We start from the raw sequence: 15,682 nt of genomic DNA, 5'->3' as shown, positions 1-15,682 counted from the left end.
GCGCTGCGCGGATTCCGCATCGGGCGAGGTGGGGGCCTGCGTGAACACTTAAGACTTCCTTCCTGCACGCGACTGGCCGGTCGCGTTGTCGAGCGCGTCCAGCAGCGCCTGTGCCGCGGCGTCGTCGATGCGGTGGCTCGCCAGCGCGCGGCGCGTGGCCCCGCGGGCGAGCTCGGTGTAGCTGTCGGGGATGTCGGTGGCGCCGCTGGCGGCGGCCAGCGCGCTGAGCTCGGTCAGGTGGCGGCGCACGGTGCCGACGTCGCCCCGCGAGACCGGGCCGGTGAGCGCGGAGATCGCGCCCGGCCCGACGCCGTCGCGCGCGTCGGCGGACCGGGTCGCCGACTCGAGGGCCGCCGAGAGCAGCGGCGCGAGCACCCGGCCGGGCGCCTCGATGCCCGCCGCCTCCAGCGCCTGCGCGGTCTGCGCGACGAGCACGACCAGGTGGTTCGCGCCGTGCGCGAGGGCCGCGTGGTAGAGGCCGCGGGCCGCCTCGTCCACGATCACGGGCTCGCCGCCGATCTCGACCACGAGGGCCTGCCCGATCGGCAGCACGGGCGCGGGGCCGGTCACGGCGAACGTGCAGCCCTCCAGGCGCGCCAGGTCCAGGGACGTGCCGGTGAAGGTCATGGCGGGGTGCACGGCGAGCGGGATGGCGCCGCCGAGCCGGGCGGGCTCTAGCACGGCGGTCCCGAACCGGCCGGACGTGTGGATCGCGAGCTGCCCCGGCTGCCAGGCCCCGGTGTCGGCGAGGCCGGAGACCAGGGGGCCCAGGGCATCGTCGGGCACCGCGAGGAGGACGAGCTCGGCGCGCTCGACGACGTCGGGCACCTCGAGGTTGGGCACGCCCGGCAGGAGCGTGGCGATGCGCTCCCGCGAGTCGTCCGAGATGCCGCTCGCGCCGACGACCGCGTGGCCCGCCGCGCGCAGCGCGTTGCCGAGCACCGCGCCCACGCGTCCCGCGCCGATGACGCCGACGCCGAGCCGGCCGGGCCGGTGGCCCGGCTCCTGGGGATCACTCACCGATCCGGTCACTCGTCCTGTCGCTCCATCCATCGTTCGGGACCTGCCGCCGCGCGGGCGGTGCGGGCGCGCCTGGCCTGCTCCGCCATGAGCTGAGCGGCATCGGCGGCGTCGAGGTGGGGCACCTCGGGATGCACCGGCCCCTCCGTGGAGTGCACCTGGAACGAGGCCACGCCCAGGCGGCGCTGCCACGGGCCCTGGCTGAGGCCCAGCGACTGCGTCCGCTCGTGCGGCACCACGTCCAGGACCTTCACCATGCGGCCCCGGCGCAGCAGCAGCGCGCGACCCGTCACGGTGAACCCGTTGCGGCGCCACGCCACCGGATCCAGTATGCGCGTCCGCCGGGATGCCGCGACGTACGCGCTCTCCGTCCGGGAGTCGCCGTCCAGGCCCGCGTCGAGGACGCGGCGCGGCTCGTCGACGCCGAGGTCGGGCAGCACGAGGGACAGCACGGTCAATGCCTCCTCGCGCGTGCCGACCGGCAGCAGCACGCTGTTCTTCTCCTCGCTCTCGCCGCCGTAGCCGGCGACGTTCACCTGCACTCGCCACCAGTCGCGCCCGCGCCACAGCACGCTCTGCACCAGGCGGACGGCCTGCACGCGGCCGGGCGGGATGGTCTGGGAGCGCGTCTCGAGCATCCCGTGGCGCAGCCGGACGCCGTCGGGCGAGATGGCCACCCGGAAGTCGAACTCGCCGGTGAGGCGGTTGAACAGGTAGGCGCTGGCGCCGAGCACCGCGGGCAGCGAGGCGGAGATGACGGCGATCTCGCCGGTGGCGATCATGACCACCAGGACGCCTACGGCCCACAGGGCCAGCGTGATCATCGCCCCGGAGCGCACCACCGAGGCGATGAGCCGCCCCACGGGCACCGTGAGGACGGGGACCTGGGGCGCTTCGAGGGTCGTCGGCCGCGTGGGTTCCTGCTCCCCCGCTGGCCCTGCCTGCCCGACGGCGTCCTCGGTCACCGCGTCCTGCGGGCCCGCGCCCTCCGGGGCCGGGCCGGCGGGGGCGGTCACGGTGCCGGCCACGGGGTGCGACCGGGCGTCGGCCGCCGGGCTCTTCCTGGCCACCTTGAGGCCTGCCGCGCGGGCGAGGAGCTCCGCGCGCAGCTCGTCGGCGTCGGACCCCTTCAGGAAGCCGATGGCGACGCCGGAGTCCGAGCCGCCCGCCGTCTCCAGGGTGAGCTCGCACAGGCCGAAGAAGCGGGCCACCAGCGGCTGCCGGATGTCGACCGACTGCAGCCGGTCCAGGCGCGCGTGCCGCTGCTGGCGGAACAGGATGCCGCGCCGCAGGTGCACGGTCTCCTCGCCGATGGCGTAGGTGGTCATGCGCCAGGCCAGCACCGAGTAGCCCCAGCCCACGAGGGCGACGGCGGCGAGCGCGGCCAGCAGCGTCCACCAGTACTCGCTGGTGACCAGGGCGATCAGACCGCCGCGCGGCCCGCCGTCGAGGCTCTGCTGGCCCAGGACCACGACCGCGGCACCGACCACGGCCCAGCCGCGGACCAGCGGCGTCACCGGGTGGACGCGCCGCCACTCGAGGTCCTCGGCCTGGGGCTGGGCCCGCTGGGTCTCCGGCGTGCTCACAGCCCCGCCAGACGGGCCTCACCGCGGGACGCCAGGCGGTCGCGCAGCCGCGCCGCCTCGTCCGGGGGCAGGCCGGGGATCTGGGCGTCCGTGCCCACGGACGCCGTGTGGAGCTGCACCTTGGCCAGCCCCAGCTTGCGGTCCAGGGGCCCGGCCTCGACGTCCACGTACTGCATGCGGCCGTAGGGGACCACGACCATCGACCGGAACATGACCCCCTTGCGGATGAGCAGGTCGTCGTCGCGCTCCGCGTAGCCGATAGCCCTGACCTGGCGCGGGACCAGGAGGATCGACCACACCAGGAAGAGGGCCGGGAAGCCGGCGAGGAGCCAGAACCAGGGGCTGACGGTCACGGCGAGCACGACGCCGACCACCGCCGGTAGGCCGAGGCTGATGGCGGCCGGTACCAGCATGGCCGTCACGAGGCGCGGGGACACGCGGTTCCAGGTCACGTCGTGCGGTTCGAAGGGGCTGGTCATGGTGGCCATTCTTCCGCAGTGGGCAAGGACTGGACAGCGCGGCCTCAGGCCGGGGCCGGGGACTCGCCCTCCTCGGAGCCCGCGCGGTCCTTGTCGGACGGCGGCAGCTCGCAGAACTTCTCCACGATCAGGCCGACGACGGCGAGCGCCACCGAGCACAGCACCGCTATGCCGGCCGCCACCGCACGGTCGCGCCGCGGCTCGATGGCGAGGTCGCCCAGCACCACGAGCACCTGGGCGAGGTACCAGCCTCCGAGCAGCGCGCCCGTCAGCGCGGCGGCCTTCGCCAGGACGAGCGTCCGGGCGGCCCGGAGCCCGTCGAGCGAGGGCCGCTTGCCCTTCTGGTACGACCGCACGGTCCAGCCCGACCAGAACACGGCTCCGGCCAGCGCCAGGATCGCCACGTCCACCAGCCAGGGCACCACCGGCAGGTACACGCTGCGCGCCTCGAGGGCGCGCAGCACGAGCCAGCCGACGACCGCGACGGCGACGAGAACCGCGATCAGAGATCCGATCGGCGTTCTGCGCATGTCAGGCGTCGCGCCCCCGCTCGTCCCGGACCGGGACCCACGAGGGGACCGAGTCGATCGGGCCGTCCGACGGCACGGCCCGCTGCTGCTCGCCCACGAAGCCCGGCACGCGGATCACCGTGTGGTCGCTGTCGTAGGCGGTCGGGTGACCGTTCGGCTGGCCGTTGAGGTGACCGTTCGGCTGTCCGTTGAGGTGACCGTTCGACTGTCCGTTCAGGTGACCGTTCTGGTGACCGTTCTGGTGACCGTTCAGGTGACCGTTCTGGCCCGGGTCGGACACCCCGTTCGGCGGGGTGCTCACCGGGGGGAACACGGGCGTCGCCTGCTCCTGGGAGCCGCCACCGTTCACCGGCGGGAAGACGCCCGACTGGCGCGACGGGTTGACCGGCGCGAACACCGGCTTGGCCGGCGTCGGCTGGGGCAGCGGCTCGTGCTGGGGCTCCTCGTGCGCGGTGTCCCGCACGGCGCGGGGCGCGATGGGCGCGGGCGGTGCCGGTACGAGCGCCTCCTCCGGCGGCGGGACGGCGGAGCCGATGCCCGGCATCCCGGCCGGCGGCGGCGTCCGCGAGGTCGCGGGAGCGGCCTGCGACACCTGCTGCGGGATCGGCACGGAGCCGCCCGAGCCCGGCACCGGCCCGCTGGCGTAGCTCTGCGGGTGCGGGCCGCCCGGGTACACGTCCTGCTGCGGGACGACGCCGCCCTGCTGCGCCTGGCGATCGAGCTCCACCTGGCCGCTGTGCTGCCCCTGCGGGTGGCCTCCGCCCGGCACCTCGACCACGGGACCGCCAGGGCTGACCGGCGGGCGCCCGCTCGGCGGGACGGACGGCGGCAGCGCAGGCGGCATCTCGGCGACGTGCGCGTCCTGGCCGGGCTGTCCGCCGTCGTCGGGCGCGGTCGGGTGGGTGGGACCCGGGCCGCCGCCCTGCTCCGGCCCCGGGTCGGTGAGCCAGTCGAGGGCGAGCCAGCGGATGCCGGCCCGGTCGGGAGCCGTGGCCGCGAGCTGGGCCACCGGGCCGCCGCCCAGGCCGGGCAGCACGGCGTCGGGCGCGATCTGCGACCAGGGCTCCAGGACGAACGCACGCTCGTGCGCACGGGGGTGGGGCACCTCGAGGTCGTTCGCGGAGTCCGTCAGGTTGCCGTAGGTGATCAGGTCGACGTCCAGCGTGCGCGGGCCCCAGTGCTCCTCGCGGGTGCGGCCGTGCACGTTCTCGACCTCCTGGCAGGCGTGCAGCAGCCCGCGGGCCGAGAGCGTCGTGCGGGCCAGCAGCACCGCGTTGAGGTAGTCGGGCTGCTCCTCGGGACCCCCGACGGCGGCCGTGCGGGCCAGCGGGGACACGTCGGTGATCTGCAGGCCGGGCAGCCGGTCGAGCTCGGCGACCGCGGACCGCATGGTCGCCTGCGGGTCGCCCAGGTTGGCGCCGATGGCGATGACCACTTCCACGTATCCGGCGGGAACCTCGTCGAACCGGTCGCGCGGCTCCTGCTGGTACTCCTCGGGCTGGTACTGCTCCTGGCCGTACTGCTCCGGCTGCCCGACGGCGGAGTCGGGGACGGCCGCCACCACCCGGGTCGGCTCCATGTCGCCCCGGTCGTACTGCTGGTCGAACAGCTGGTCGTAGTGGTTCTGCTGCGGATCGGCCTGCGGCTGCTCGAACTGCTGAGGCTGATCGAACTGCTGCGGCTGCTCGTAGCCCTGCTGCGGCTGCTCGAACTGCTGCTGTCGCTGGTCGTACTGCTGCGGCTGCTCGTAGCTCTGCTGCTCGAACCGCTGAGCCTGCTGCTCGGGCTGAGCCTGCTCCGGCTGCGCGAACTGGTCGTACTGCGGCTCGAACCCGTTCGACCGGTCGAGCCCCTCCTGCTGCACGAGGCCCTGGGCCGGCTCGTACTGCTGGGCCGGCTCGAACACCGGCTTCGGCTGGAACTGCTCCTCCGGCTGGAACACCGGCTCCTGCGCGGGCTGCTCACGCTGCTCCGCCGGCGCCGGCGCGTCGGGCTGCAGGTCCCACGCCGCGGGGATCACCTGGATCGGCTCGGGCGCGATGAGCTCCGGCACGGGCAGGGGCTCCGGCATCTCGACCGCCGGCTGCACCGCGGGCGCCACCGACGCCGGGACCCGCTCGAGGAGCGGCTCCGCCTCGAACGACTCGGCCCGCTCCGGTGCCGGCTGTGCCTGCTCGGCGGGCCCGGGCTCGTAGGGCGGCGCCGGCTGGTACGGCTCGGGCTGGTAGGGATCGGGCCGGTAGGGCTCCGGCTCGAACTGCTCCGGCTCGGCGGTCGCCGGACGGGCGACCGGCTCGAAGTCCCGCGGCACGGGCTCGGCCGCGAACGACGCGGCGTCGGACCCGCTGCGCGCGTGCTCGGCGGCCTCGTTCCACGAGTCGGTGGGCGGATCGGTCCGGAGCGTGTCCTGCGAGGTCGGCTCGTAGGCCAGGCTCTCGGACGGGTCCTGAGTCTGCCGAAGGGCGTCGTGCGCCTGCCGGAGCGCCTCGGCGCCGGCGGCCGGGGTCATGGACTCGGCCGAGCGCGCCAGCACTCCCGGCGCGGCCACGACCGGCGCGTGGACGCGGTCGCGGCGGATCACCACCTCGACGTCGGCGAACGGCACCGGGATGGGCGCCTGCGGCTTGTGCACGCGGACGTCCACCGCCTCGACCTGCGGCCGCGCCAGCACCGCGGCGGCGATCCGCTCGGCCACCGTCTCGACGAGGTCGGCGGGCTCGCCCGCCAGGATGTCGTGGACATCGCTCGCCACGTCCGCGTAGCTCACCGTCTGTGCCAGGTCGTCGCCGGCCGCAGCCGGGCGCGTGTCCAGGTACAGCACGACATCGGCCCGGAACTCCTGGCCGGCCTGCCGCTCCGACGGCAGCACACCGTGGTACCCCCGCGCGCTCACGCCTGTCAGCTGGACCTGGTCCAGCGACCGGCCGTCCGGGCCTGTAACGCCCGTTCCGAACGCTGTGGTCACCGTGGTCTCCCCCCGTCGTCTTTTCGTGCACCGGAATCCTGCCAGGTCGGCATGTCCTGATCCCCGGCCGTCCACGATTCTGTGGTCAAGGCCACGGTGGAAGTCAATGCCCCCGGTGCGGATTGGGGAGAGGTACCCGGTGACCCTACCCGGCGCTCGTGACCCGCGGCGGCCCACGCGGCGGCCACCTTGACGGCGTCGACGCTGGCCCGGACCGTGTGCACGCGCACGCACCAGGCGCCCGCGGCGGCCGAGAGGGCCGAGATCGCGGCCGTCGCGTCGTCCCGGGCGCGCGGCGGCGCGGTGTGCCCGGCCGGGTCGGCGAGCAGATGACCCAGGAACCGCTTGCGGGACGCGCCCACGAGCACCGGGCGGCCCAGCTCGTGGAGCGCGTCGAGATGGGCCAGCAGCGGCCAGTTCAGCGCTCCCGCCTTGGCGAAGCCGAGCCCGGGGTCGAGGATCACCTGCTCGGGCCGCACCCCGTCGTCGTGCAGGGCGGCCATGCGGGCCGCGAGCTCGTCGCGGACGTCGGCCACGACGTCGTCATACACCTGGAGGTCGTCCATGACGTCCGCGTGCCCGCGCCAGTGCATGGCCACGTACGCGGCGCCGGTCTCGGCGACCGCGCGGCCCATCTCGGGGTCGGCGAGGCCGCCCGAGACGTCGTTCACGATGCGCGCTCCCGCCGCCACCGCCCGTTCGGCGACCGCCGCGCGTGTGGTGTCGACGCTCACCGTCGCGCCGTGCGCCGCGAGCCGCTCGATCACGGGCAGCACGCGGGCCAGCTCCTGGTCCTGCGGGACGCGCACCGACCCGGGCCGGGTGGACTCCCCGCCCACGTCCAGGATGTCCGCGCCCTCGCCGAGCAGCTCCAGCCCGTGCGCGACGGCGGCCGACGGCTCGAACCACTCCCCGCCGTCCGAGAACGAGTCCGGGGTGACGTTGACGACACCCATCACCAGGGTGCGGCCCACGCCGGAGAGCTCCGGCAGGCCGAGCACCCGGGCGTCCCGGGAGGGATGGCCGGCGGCGAGAGCCACAGCTACTTCCCGAGAATGAGGCTCATCGCCTCGGCTCGGGTGGCGCCGTCCCGCATGACCCCGCGTACCGCGGACGTGATGGTCCGCGAGCCGGGCTTGCGGACGCCACGCATCGACATGCACAGGTGCTCGCACTCGACCACCACGAGCACGCCCCGGGGCTCGAGGATCTCCACCAGGGAGTCCGCGATCTGGGTGGTCATCCGCTCCTGGACCTGCGGGCGGCGCGCGTAGACCTCGACCAGCCGGGCCAGCTTGCTCAGACCCGTGATGCGGCCGTCCACGTTCGGGATGTACCCCACGTGCGCGACGCCGTGGAAGGGCACCAGGTGGTGCTCGCAGGTGGAGTACACCTCGATGTCCTTGACCAGCACCATCTCCTCGTGCCCGATGTCGAAGGTGGTGGTCAGCACCTCCTCCGCCTCCTGCCGCAGGCCGGCGAAGATCTCCTGGTACGCCCGGGCGACGCGGGCCGGCGTCTCGCGCAGGCCCTCGCGCTCGGGGTCCTCGCCGACGGCGAGGAGGAACTCACGGACCGCGGCCTCGGCCCGCGCGGCGTCGTACGGCGGAATGTCCACCGCACGACGCACGGGCGTCGACACGGGGGTGACTGACCTGTCGGCCATGGTTCTTGCTCCGGTCTTCGTTGCTGCTCAGTTCGGCGAGTCGGTAGGCGCAGCGTCCGACGACGGCGCCGCGTCCAGCACCGCCTCGTCCTGCGGCACCACCATGGTGTGCCCGTTCTGCGCGGCCAGCTCCTTGGGCGTGAGCACGGGTCCGCGCGTGTGCACGGTCCGCTGCTCGCTGGACAGCCAGACGTCGCGGGCCGGGCGCTTCTCGACGGTCCGGAAGACCTCCGCGAGCTCCTTCTGGTTCAGCGTCTCCTTGTCGAGCAGACCCAGCACCAGGTCGTCGAGCACGTCGCGGTACTGGCTCAGCACCTCCCACGCCTCGTCGTGCGCTGCCTCGACGAGCTTGCGCACCTCGGCGTCGATGGTGCTCGCGACGGACTCGGAGTAGTCCCGCTCGTGCCCGTAGTCGCGGCCGAGGAACGGCTCGCCGGCGCTCGTGCCGAGCTTGATGGCACCGACGGCGTCGCTCATGCCGTACTCGGTGACCATCTTGCGCGCGATCGCCGAGGCCTTCTCGATGTCGTTCGAGGCACCGGTCGTGGGGTCGTGGAACACGATCTCCTCGGCCACGCGGCCGCCCATCGCGTAGGCGAGCTGGTCGAGCAGCTCGTTGCGCGTGGTCGAGTACTTGTCCTCGAGCGGCATGACCATGGTGTAGCCCAGCGCGCGACCGCGCGGCAGGATCGTCACCTTGGTCACGGGGTCCGTGTAGCGCATCGCCGCGGCGACGAGGGCGTGCCCGCCCTCGTGGTACGCCGTGATCTTCTGTTCCTTGGTGTTCATCACGCGCGTGCGCTTCTGCGGGCCGGCCACGACGCGGTCGATGGCCTCGTCGAGCGCACGGTCGTCGATGAGCTGCGCGCCGCTGCGGGCGGTGAGCAGTGCGGCCTCGTTGAGCACGTTCGCCAGGTCCGCACCCGTGAAGCCGGGCGTGCGGCGGGCGACGGCCTCGAGGTCCACCGTGTCGACCATGGGCTTGCCCTGGGAGTGCACCTGAAGGATCGCCTCGCGGCCCTTGAGGTCCGGGGCCTCCACGGCGACCTGCCGGTCGAAGCGGCCCGGGCGCAGCAGCGCCGGGTCGAGGATGTCGGGACGGTTCGTCGCGGCGATGAGGATGACGTTCGTCTTGACGTCGAAGCCGTCCATCTCGACGAGCATCTGGTTCAGCGTCTGCTCGCGCTCGTCGTGCCCACCGCCCATGCCCGCACCGCGGTGCCGGCCGACGGCGTCGATCTCGTCCACGAAGATGATCGCCGGCGAGTTCTGCTTGGCCTGCTCGAACAGGTCGCGGACACGGCTCGCGCCCACGCCGACGAACATCTCGACGAAGTCCGAGCCGGAGATCGAGTAGAACGGCACGCCGGCCTCGCCGGCGACGGCGCGCGCGATGAGCGTCTTGCCCGTACCGGGCGGGCCGTACAGGAGCACGCCCTTGGGAATCTTGGCGCCGACGGCCTGGAACTTGGCCGGCTCGGCGAGGAACTCCTTGATCTCCTGGAGCTCCTCCACCGCCTCGTCCGCGCCCGCGACGTCGGCGAAGGTCACCTGCGGGGTGTCCTTGCTGGCCAGCTTGGCCTTGGACTTGCCGAAGCCCATCACCCGGTTGCCGCCGCCCTGGGCCCGCGAGAGCAGGAACCAGAACACGACACCGATCAGGAGGAACGGGATCAGCACCGACAGCATGGAGGACCAGAAGCTGGGCTGCGGCACCTCCGAGTCGAACCCGTCAGCCGGGTCGGACTTCACGATGGCGTCCTCGACCCGGTCGCCCTGGGGCAGGGTGTAGAAGAACTCGACGGTCTTGCCGTGGTCGACCTTCTCGGCGTCGTCGCCCTCACCGTCGGTCGACGAGTACGCCTTGGAGAGCTTGAGCTCCACGCGCTGCTCGCCGTCGACCATCAGGGCGTGCTCGACCGTGCTGCCCCCCAGCAGCTCGATTCCCTGTGACGTCTCGATTCGCGAGACATTGGGCTGGTTCAGTGCCGAGATGGCCAGCGTCACCACGACCAAGGCGACCAGGATCCAGATGACAGGCCCACTCAGAAGCTTCTTGATGTTCATCGGCGACGGGGACCATGCCCCGTTTCCCTCCGCTCGCGCAGTATGTTTCCGTCGAAACTACATGGTCTCCCTGACAGGAGACCCGAGTGTTCGCCCAGAGCATGTGATGCCCGGGCCACACCTCGCCCAGACGTGACGAACCGCCCGGGATGGGCACTCGCGGCGTCGAGCGGTGCTGAGGTGGAGCGGTGCTGAGGAAGCCAGCCGCTTGCTCAGCCGCCGTAGACGTGCGGTGCCAGGGTGGCAACGAACGGCAGGTTCCGATAGTTCTCGGCGTAGTCGAGGCCGTAGCCCACCACGAACTCGTTCGGGATGTCGTAGCCGAGGTACTTCACGTCGACGTCGGCCTGGGCGGCGTCCGGCTTGCGCAGCATCGCGGCGATCTCGACGGACTCGGGGCCGCGCGAGCGCAGGTTCGACACCAGCCAGGACAGGGTGAGGCCCGAGTCGATGATGTCCTCGACGATGACCACGTTGCGGCCCGTCAGGTCCGCGTCGAGGTCCTTGAGGATGCGGACCACGCCGGAGGACTTGGTGCCCGAGCCGTACGAGGACACCGCCATCCAGTCCATCTGGACCTTGTGGTGCAGGCGGCGGGACAGGTCGGCCATCACCATGACGGCACCCTTGAGGACTCCCACCAGGAGCAGGTCCTTGCCCGCGTAGTCCGCGTCGATCTGGGTTGCCAGCTCGTCGAGCTTCTTGGTGAGCTGCTCCTCCGAGAGCAGGATCTCTGCGAGGTCGGGGCCGACGTCGGACTGGTCCACGAGTTACTCCTGGGTTGTGCTGGGGGGCCGGACGCCGGTACCGCCGTCCGGGTTACCGGTCGGCGAGGCGCGCAGGAAAAGCCTGCCACACGCGCGACCGGCCTGTGCGCCGCCCGGGAGGTGGGCGGGGCCCTGACCACTCCACGAGACGACGAGCGCGTCCAGCGCGTCGACGTGCCGCGCGGTGGTGTCCGAGGGCGGGCAGCCCACGGCGAGCGCGGCGAGCCGCAGGGCACGACGCCGGAGGGCCGGGTGTGCCTTCTCCAGCACCTCGACGTCGAGGGCGTGCTCGGTGTCTGTCCCCTCCCCGGCCACGCGAGCCTGCCCCAGGAGCTCCGCCGCGAGGGCGTCCAGCAGGTCCGCGTCGTCGCGGAGCTGGTCCGCGCTGCGCGCGAGGGCCTCGACGATGCCCGGCCCCAGCGTCTCCTCCAGCACGGGCAGCACCCGCCCGCGCACCTGGGACCGCAGCGGCGTGAAGCGATCGGGCGCGGGCGCGGCGGCGTCGGGCAGCAGGTTCGTCGGGTCCGTCCAGAACTCCAGGCCCGACGCCGCGCACACCGCCTCGGTCTGTGCGCGCCGCAGCCCCAGGAACGGCCGGCGGAAGATCCCCCGTTCGCGCGGCATCCCGGCCAGCGACCGGGCGCCGGCGCCGCGGGCCAGCCCGAGCAGCACCTGTTCCGCCTGGTCGTCGAGGGTGTGCCCGAGCAGCACCAGCGCGGCCCCGGTCTCCGCGGCGACCGCCTCCAGCGCGCCATACCGGGCATCCCGGGCGGCGGCCTCGGGCCCTCCCCCGTCGGACGTGGGCCCGGCAGAGCGCCCCGCCCACGTTGCGTGCCGGACCACCACCGGGTCGAGGCCCAGGGCGCGGCACTGGTCGGCGGCACGCTCGGCGACCTCGGCGGAGCCGGTCTGCAGCCCGTGGTCCACCACGACGGCGCCCGACCGCACCGCATATCCGCGCGACCGGACCGACCGCCCGACCCGCAGCGCCTCGAACGCCACCGAGGCCGCGAGCGCCAGGCTGTCCGCGCCGCCGGAGCAGGCGACCAGCACCAGGTCGTCCGGGCCGAGTCCGGCCAGCACCGCCCGGACCGCGTTCCGGGCCGCGGCGACGGCGGGGTCGACACGAGCCACGGTCAGGCGTCCCCGCCGTCGGACGGCGGAGGCGGCGCGAGGGGCGAGAGCGGCGCCGTCCACGCCGTCCTCATCCGTGCACCCGGCGCACCCACGCACGGGCGTCGGCGATCTCCCGGGCGCTGGGCAGGTTCTCCGGGGCGGCCCAGACGGCGTTGAGCCCGTCGCGCCCGACCGCCCGCTCCACGGCCCGCACGAATGCCGCGCCGTTGCGGTACTGCGCGAGCTTGGCGTCCATGCCGAGCAGCTTCTGCACCACGACGTCGAAGGAGCTGCGCCCCTCGCCGTCGCGCCGCCGCTCGAACCGCGCGCGGATGCGCCGCACGGACGGCACCACTCGCGGCCCGACGGCGTCCATCATGACGTCGGCGTGCCCCTCCAGGAGAGCCATGACCGCGGTGATGTCGGCGAGCTCGTCCTTCTGCTCGTGCGTGAGCATGCCGTCGATCAGGGTGCCGTTCTCGCCGCGCAGGGTGGCGAGCACGCTCCGCCCGATCGTGATGACCTTCTTGTCGAACCGTGCCTTGGCCAGCTCGGCCGACGTCCGCGCCATGCCCGTCACCAGGTGCCGCATGCTGCCGCTGAGGTGGCCCGCGAGCCACGGTGCCGCGCCGAACTGCAGGGCGTGCGTCTGCTCGTGCAGGCACACCCACAGCCGGAAGTCGCGCGCCGGGACGCGCAGCGCCCGCTCGGCCTGCAGCACGTTGGGCGCGACGAGCAGGAGGCGACCGGGCCCGGAGTAGGGGTCGAACTGGCCCAGCACCCGCCCGCTGAGCAGCGCGAGCGCCGTGCCGATCTCGGCGGCGCCTGCCATCTGGGCGCCGGGCGAGGTGGCCCCCTTGGAGATCTCGGCGACGACGGCGCCGACCCCGTCGGTCATGACCGCCATCGACTGCGTGTTCGCGCGGGCCCACGTCGCGCGGTCCACGACCGCCACGGGGCTCAGCGCGGCGCTTCCGCCCTCACCCCGCGGAGCCGGCGTCATCCGCGTCGTCTCCAGCACGTGGCCGACGGCGTCCGCCGCCGCCCCGCGCAGGCCGCTCACCAGGGCGTCGAGCTCCTCCCGGGGCGCCTGGGGCCCGGGCGGAGCGAGGCGCCCGGCGATCTGGGCTGCCGCCGACCAGTCGACGACCTGCGGGGCTGTGGAGGACTGGGTCACCCGACCACGGTAGCCGTCACGGCCGGTCCTGCGTCAGCCCTGGACCGAGTACGCGGCGAGCTCGCCGACGAAGTCGTCGTAGATCCACGTGGCGCCCAGGGTCTTGTCGGCCGGGATCGAGTCGGCCAGGACCGAGAACACGAGGAGCCGGTCGTCGGCCGTGACCACGGTCCCGGCGAGCGCCCGGACCTTGGGCAGGCTCCCGGTCTTGGCGCGGGCCAGGCCGCGGGCGGGGTTGTCCCCGGTGAACCGCCCGTGGGCGCTGGCGAGCGTGCCCGACAGTCCCGCGATCGGCATGCCGACTGCCTCGCTGCGCAGCTCCGGGTGTCTCGGGTCGACCATGACCTCGAGCAGGTTCACGAGCTGCTGCGTGCTCAGGTACGAGCCGTCCCCGAGCCCGGAGCAGTCGCGCAGCCTCGCGCCGGTCATGTCGACGCCGAGCCGCGTCGCGCTCGAGATCACGGCCTGCGTCGCGCCGTCGTTCGAGCCGGGCAGGCCGGCGTCCACCGCGACGAGGCGCCCGAGGACCTCGGTGATCGTGTTGTCGGAGTTCTGCATGGCGAACCCGACGACGTCCGCGAGCGGCGCGGAGCTGACCTCGCCGAGCACGCGGGCGTCGTCCGGGGCGGTCTCGTTCACGACGGCGCCGGCGGTCTGGAGGCCCTCGTCCTCGAGCGCCGCGGAGAAGACCTCGGCGGCGTACTTGCCGGGGTCGGACGCGCGGGGGCCGTTGTCGCCGTAGCCGTCGGACAGCAGGCCGACGTTGATGCCGAGGGACGAGACCGGCGCGATGTAGCCCGCCGCGATGTCCGGGCCCGCCACGGTCGGCGCGATGTCGTCGCCCGTGAAGAGCGTGTCGTCGAGCGCGACGCGGACCTCGGTGGCGCCGGTGACCTTGATCTTGGCGGCGACCTGCTGGGCGAGGTCGGCCAGGCCGGCCCGACCGTTGACGGCGTCGGGATCGCCGTGGCCCGCCGACAGCATCATGTCGCCGCCGCCGACCAGGACCACAGTGTTGTCGTCCACGAGCACGGCCCGGGTGTCCAGCGTGGAGTCCGCGCGGGACGACGAGAGCGCCGCGACGCCGGTGAACAGCTTCTGCGTGGACGCCGGGGTCATCAGCTTGTCCGGGCTCGACGAGCCGAGCACCTGTCCCGACGCCCCGTCGGCGACCACGACGCCGACCCGGGAGCCGAGCCGCTTGTCCTTGGCCAGGCCGGTCACGAGCTGCTGCATCTCCACACTGTCGGGCACCGGCGCGTCGTCCGGGAGGCGAGTCAGGAGCGCCGCGGGAGCGGGTCCCTCGACGGCGCCGGGCGCGGTCGGGAAGGGGCTGGGCTCGGGCCACGGCTCGGCCGTGGTGAGCATGCCGGGAACCATGTCGTACGCGTCGGCGACCAGGTACCCACCGAACAGGGCGACGACCGCGGCGACGGCGGCACCGGAGCGCAACCCCCACGCCATGGGCATCCTCTCGATCGTCACGTAAAAGCCATAGCCAACTCTAGTCGCGGCAAACCACGCGACGGGTACGGCAGCGGCGATTCACGGGAAATTCACCCGCTCGCGCGCTCGATTCCCGCGCGCGACGCGCACGCTGCGAATTATGCCCAACGCGGAGCGTGGTTCTGACCACAGGTAACGGTCGGGACACAGGACACATGGCACACTGGACAGGCGCAAGGCCGCCGCCGCGGTAAGACACTTCGGCGACCATCTTCGAGAACTGGAGCACATCGGCGTGGAGTTCGACGTCACGATCGAGATCCCCAAGGGTCAGCGGAACAAGTACGAGGTGGATCACGAGACCGGACGCATCCGCCTCGACCGCATGCTCTTCACCTCGACGCGCTACCCGGACGACTACGGCTTCATCGAGGGCACCCTCGGTGAGGACGGCGACCCCCTGGACGCGTTGGTCCTGCTGGAGGAGCCCACGTTCCCGGGCTGTCTGATCAAGTGCCGCGCGCTGGGCATGTTCCGTATGCGCGACGAGGCCGGCGGCGACGACAAGGTGCTCTGCGTGCCGACAGGCGACCAGCGCGCCGCGTGGCGCCAGGACATCGACGATGTCTCGGACTTCCACCGCCTGGAGATCCAGCACTTCTTCGAGGTCTACAAGGACCTCGAGCCCGGCAAGTCCGTCGAGGGGGCCCACTGGGTGGGCCGCTCCGACGCCGAGGCCGAGATCGTCCGCTCGATCCAGCGCGCCAAGGACACGGGCTACTACGACAAGCACTGAGTAGTGCGTTTCGCGAAGTAGAGCGCCTGTCCGAGTCTCCCGGCTTCACCGAGGAGACTCGGACAGG

Annotated in this window: 13 protein-coding genes; 1 reads left to right on the top strand and 12 read right to left on the bottom strand. The window is 73.2% G+C overall.

Annotated features, from left to right (window positions below):
• Nucleotides 1-48: 48 nt before the first annotated feature.
• From ACFT2C_RS22630 to dacB, 12 genes are all read right to left on the bottom strand, one after another.
• On the bottom strand, nt 49-1,020 hold the full coding sequence (locus ACFT2C_RS22630; protein ID WP_377209331.1) for a Rossmann-like and DUF2520 domain-containing protein: 972 nt from the start codon (nt 1,018-1,020) through the stop codon (nt 49-51).
• A gap of 8 nt (nt 1,021-1,028) precedes the next feature.
• Complete coding sequence (locus ACFT2C_RS22625) at nt 1,029-2,606, bottom strand: PH domain-containing protein (protein WP_377209330.1); 1,578 nt, start codon at nt 2,604-2,606, stop codon at nt 1,029-1,031.
• On the bottom strand, nt 2,603-3,094 hold the full coding sequence (locus tag ACFT2C_RS22620; RefSeq protein ID WP_377209329.1) for a PH domain-containing protein: 492 nt from the start codon (nt 3,092-3,094) through the stop codon (nt 2,603-2,605). The genes ACFT2C_RS22625 and ACFT2C_RS22620 overlap by 4 nt, the downstream gene beginning before the upstream one ends.
• 35 nt (nt 3,095-3,129) lie before the next feature.
• Nucleotides 3,130-3,615, bottom strand: a complete 486-nt coding sequence (locus ACFT2C_RS22615) for a DUF3180 domain-containing protein (RefSeq protein WP_377209328.1) — start codon at nt 3,613-3,615, stop codon at nt 3,130-3,132.
• 1 nt (nt 3,616) lies between these two features.
• Nucleotides 3,617-6,580 (bottom strand): 2-amino-4-hydroxy-6-hydroxymethyldihydropteridine diphosphokinase, encoded by a 2,964-nt coding sequence (gene folK / locus ACFT2C_RS22610; RefSeq protein ID WP_377209327.1) that lies wholly within the window; start codon nt 6,578-6,580, stop codon nt 3,617-3,619.
• Nucleotides 6,577-7,536 (bottom strand): dihydropteroate synthase, encoded by a 960-nt coding sequence (gene folP / locus ACFT2C_RS22605; protein ID WP_377209355.1) that lies wholly within the window; start codon nt 7,534-7,536, stop codon nt 6,577-6,579. Before folP ends, folK begins: the two co-directional genes overlap by 4 nt.
• 86 nt (nt 7,537-7,622) lie before the next feature.
• Nucleotides 7,623-8,246: a GTP cyclohydrolase I FolE gene (gene folE, locus ACFT2C_RS22600; RefSeq protein ID WP_377209326.1), complete on the bottom strand. Its 624-nt coding sequence runs from the start codon at nt 8,244-8,246 to the stop codon at nt 7,623-7,625.
• 27 nt (nt 8,247-8,273) lie between these two features.
• A complete protein-coding gene (ftsH, locus tag ACFT2C_RS22595; RefSeq protein WP_377209325.1) occupies nt 8,274-10,313 on the bottom strand; it encodes an ATP-dependent zinc metalloprotease FtsH in 2,040 nt (679 codons plus the stop codon).
• 212 nt (nt 10,314-10,525) lie between these two features.
• Entirely contained in the window at nt 10,526-11,080 is a 555-nt protein-coding gene (gene hpt, locus ACFT2C_RS22590) for a hypoxanthine phosphoribosyltransferase (protein WP_377209324.1), read from the bottom strand.
• A 3-nt stretch (nt 11,081-11,083) separates the two neighbouring features.
• On the bottom strand, nt 11,084-12,214 hold the full coding sequence (gene tilS / locus ACFT2C_RS22585) for a tRNA lysidine(34) synthetase TilS (RefSeq protein ID WP_377209354.1): 1,131 nt from the start codon (nt 12,212-12,214) through the stop codon (nt 11,084-11,086).
• A 70-nt stretch (nt 12,215-12,284) separates the two neighbouring features.
• Complete coding sequence (locus tag ACFT2C_RS22580) at nt 12,285-13,373, bottom strand: zinc-dependent metalloprotease (RefSeq protein WP_377209323.1); 1,089 nt, start codon at nt 13,371-13,373, stop codon at nt 12,285-12,287.
• 33 nt (nt 13,374-13,406) lie between these two features.
• Nucleotides 13,407-14,837, bottom strand: a complete 1,431-nt coding sequence (dacB, locus tag ACFT2C_RS22575; protein ID WP_377209322.1) for a D-alanyl-D-alanine carboxypeptidase/D-alanyl-D-alanine-endopeptidase — start codon at nt 14,835-14,837, stop codon at nt 13,407-13,409.
• 277 nt (nt 14,838-15,114) lie between these two features.
• On the opposite strand from dacB, the gene ACFT2C_RS22570 reads away from it, so the two are divergent.
• Complete coding sequence (locus ACFT2C_RS22570) at nt 15,115-15,615, top strand: inorganic diphosphatase (RefSeq protein WP_108493354.1); 501 nt, start codon at nt 15,115-15,117, stop codon at nt 15,613-15,615.
• The last annotated feature ends 67 nt before the right edge of the window (nt 15,616-15,682 follow it).

This window comes from Promicromonospora sp. NPDC057138, assembly GCF_042670845.1.
Classification (GTDB): Bacteria; Actinomycetota; Actinomycetes; order Actinomycetales; family Cellulomonadaceae; genus Promicromonospora.
The sequence above is the reverse complement of the archived record's forward strand: the minus strand, read 5'-3'. Positions and strand labels throughout refer to the sequence as shown.

Coding starts and splice junctions, on each gene's coding strand:
- ftsH (WP_377209325.1), bottom strand. CDS start 10,313: ATGAACATCAAGAAGCTTCTGAGTGGGCCTGTCATCTGGATCCTGGTC.
- dacB (WP_377209322.1), bottom strand. CDS start 14,837: ATGGCGTGGGGGTTGCGCTCCGGTGCCGCCGTCGCCGCGGTCGTCGCC.
- folP (WP_377209355.1), bottom strand. CDS start 7,536: ATGGGTGTCGTCAACGTCACCCCGGACTCGTTCTCGGACGGCGGGGAG.
- ACFT2C_RS22620 (WP_377209329.1), bottom strand. CDS start 3,094: ATGGCCACCATGACCAGCCCCTTCGAACCGCACGACGTGACCTGGAAC.
- ACFT2C_RS22615 (WP_377209328.1), bottom strand. CDS start 3,615: ATGCGCAGAACGCCGATCGGATCTCTGATCGCGGTTCTCGTCGCCGTC.
- folE (WP_377209326.1), bottom strand. CDS start 8,246: ATGGCCGACAGGTCAGTCACCCCCGTGTCGACGCCCGTGCGTCGTGCG.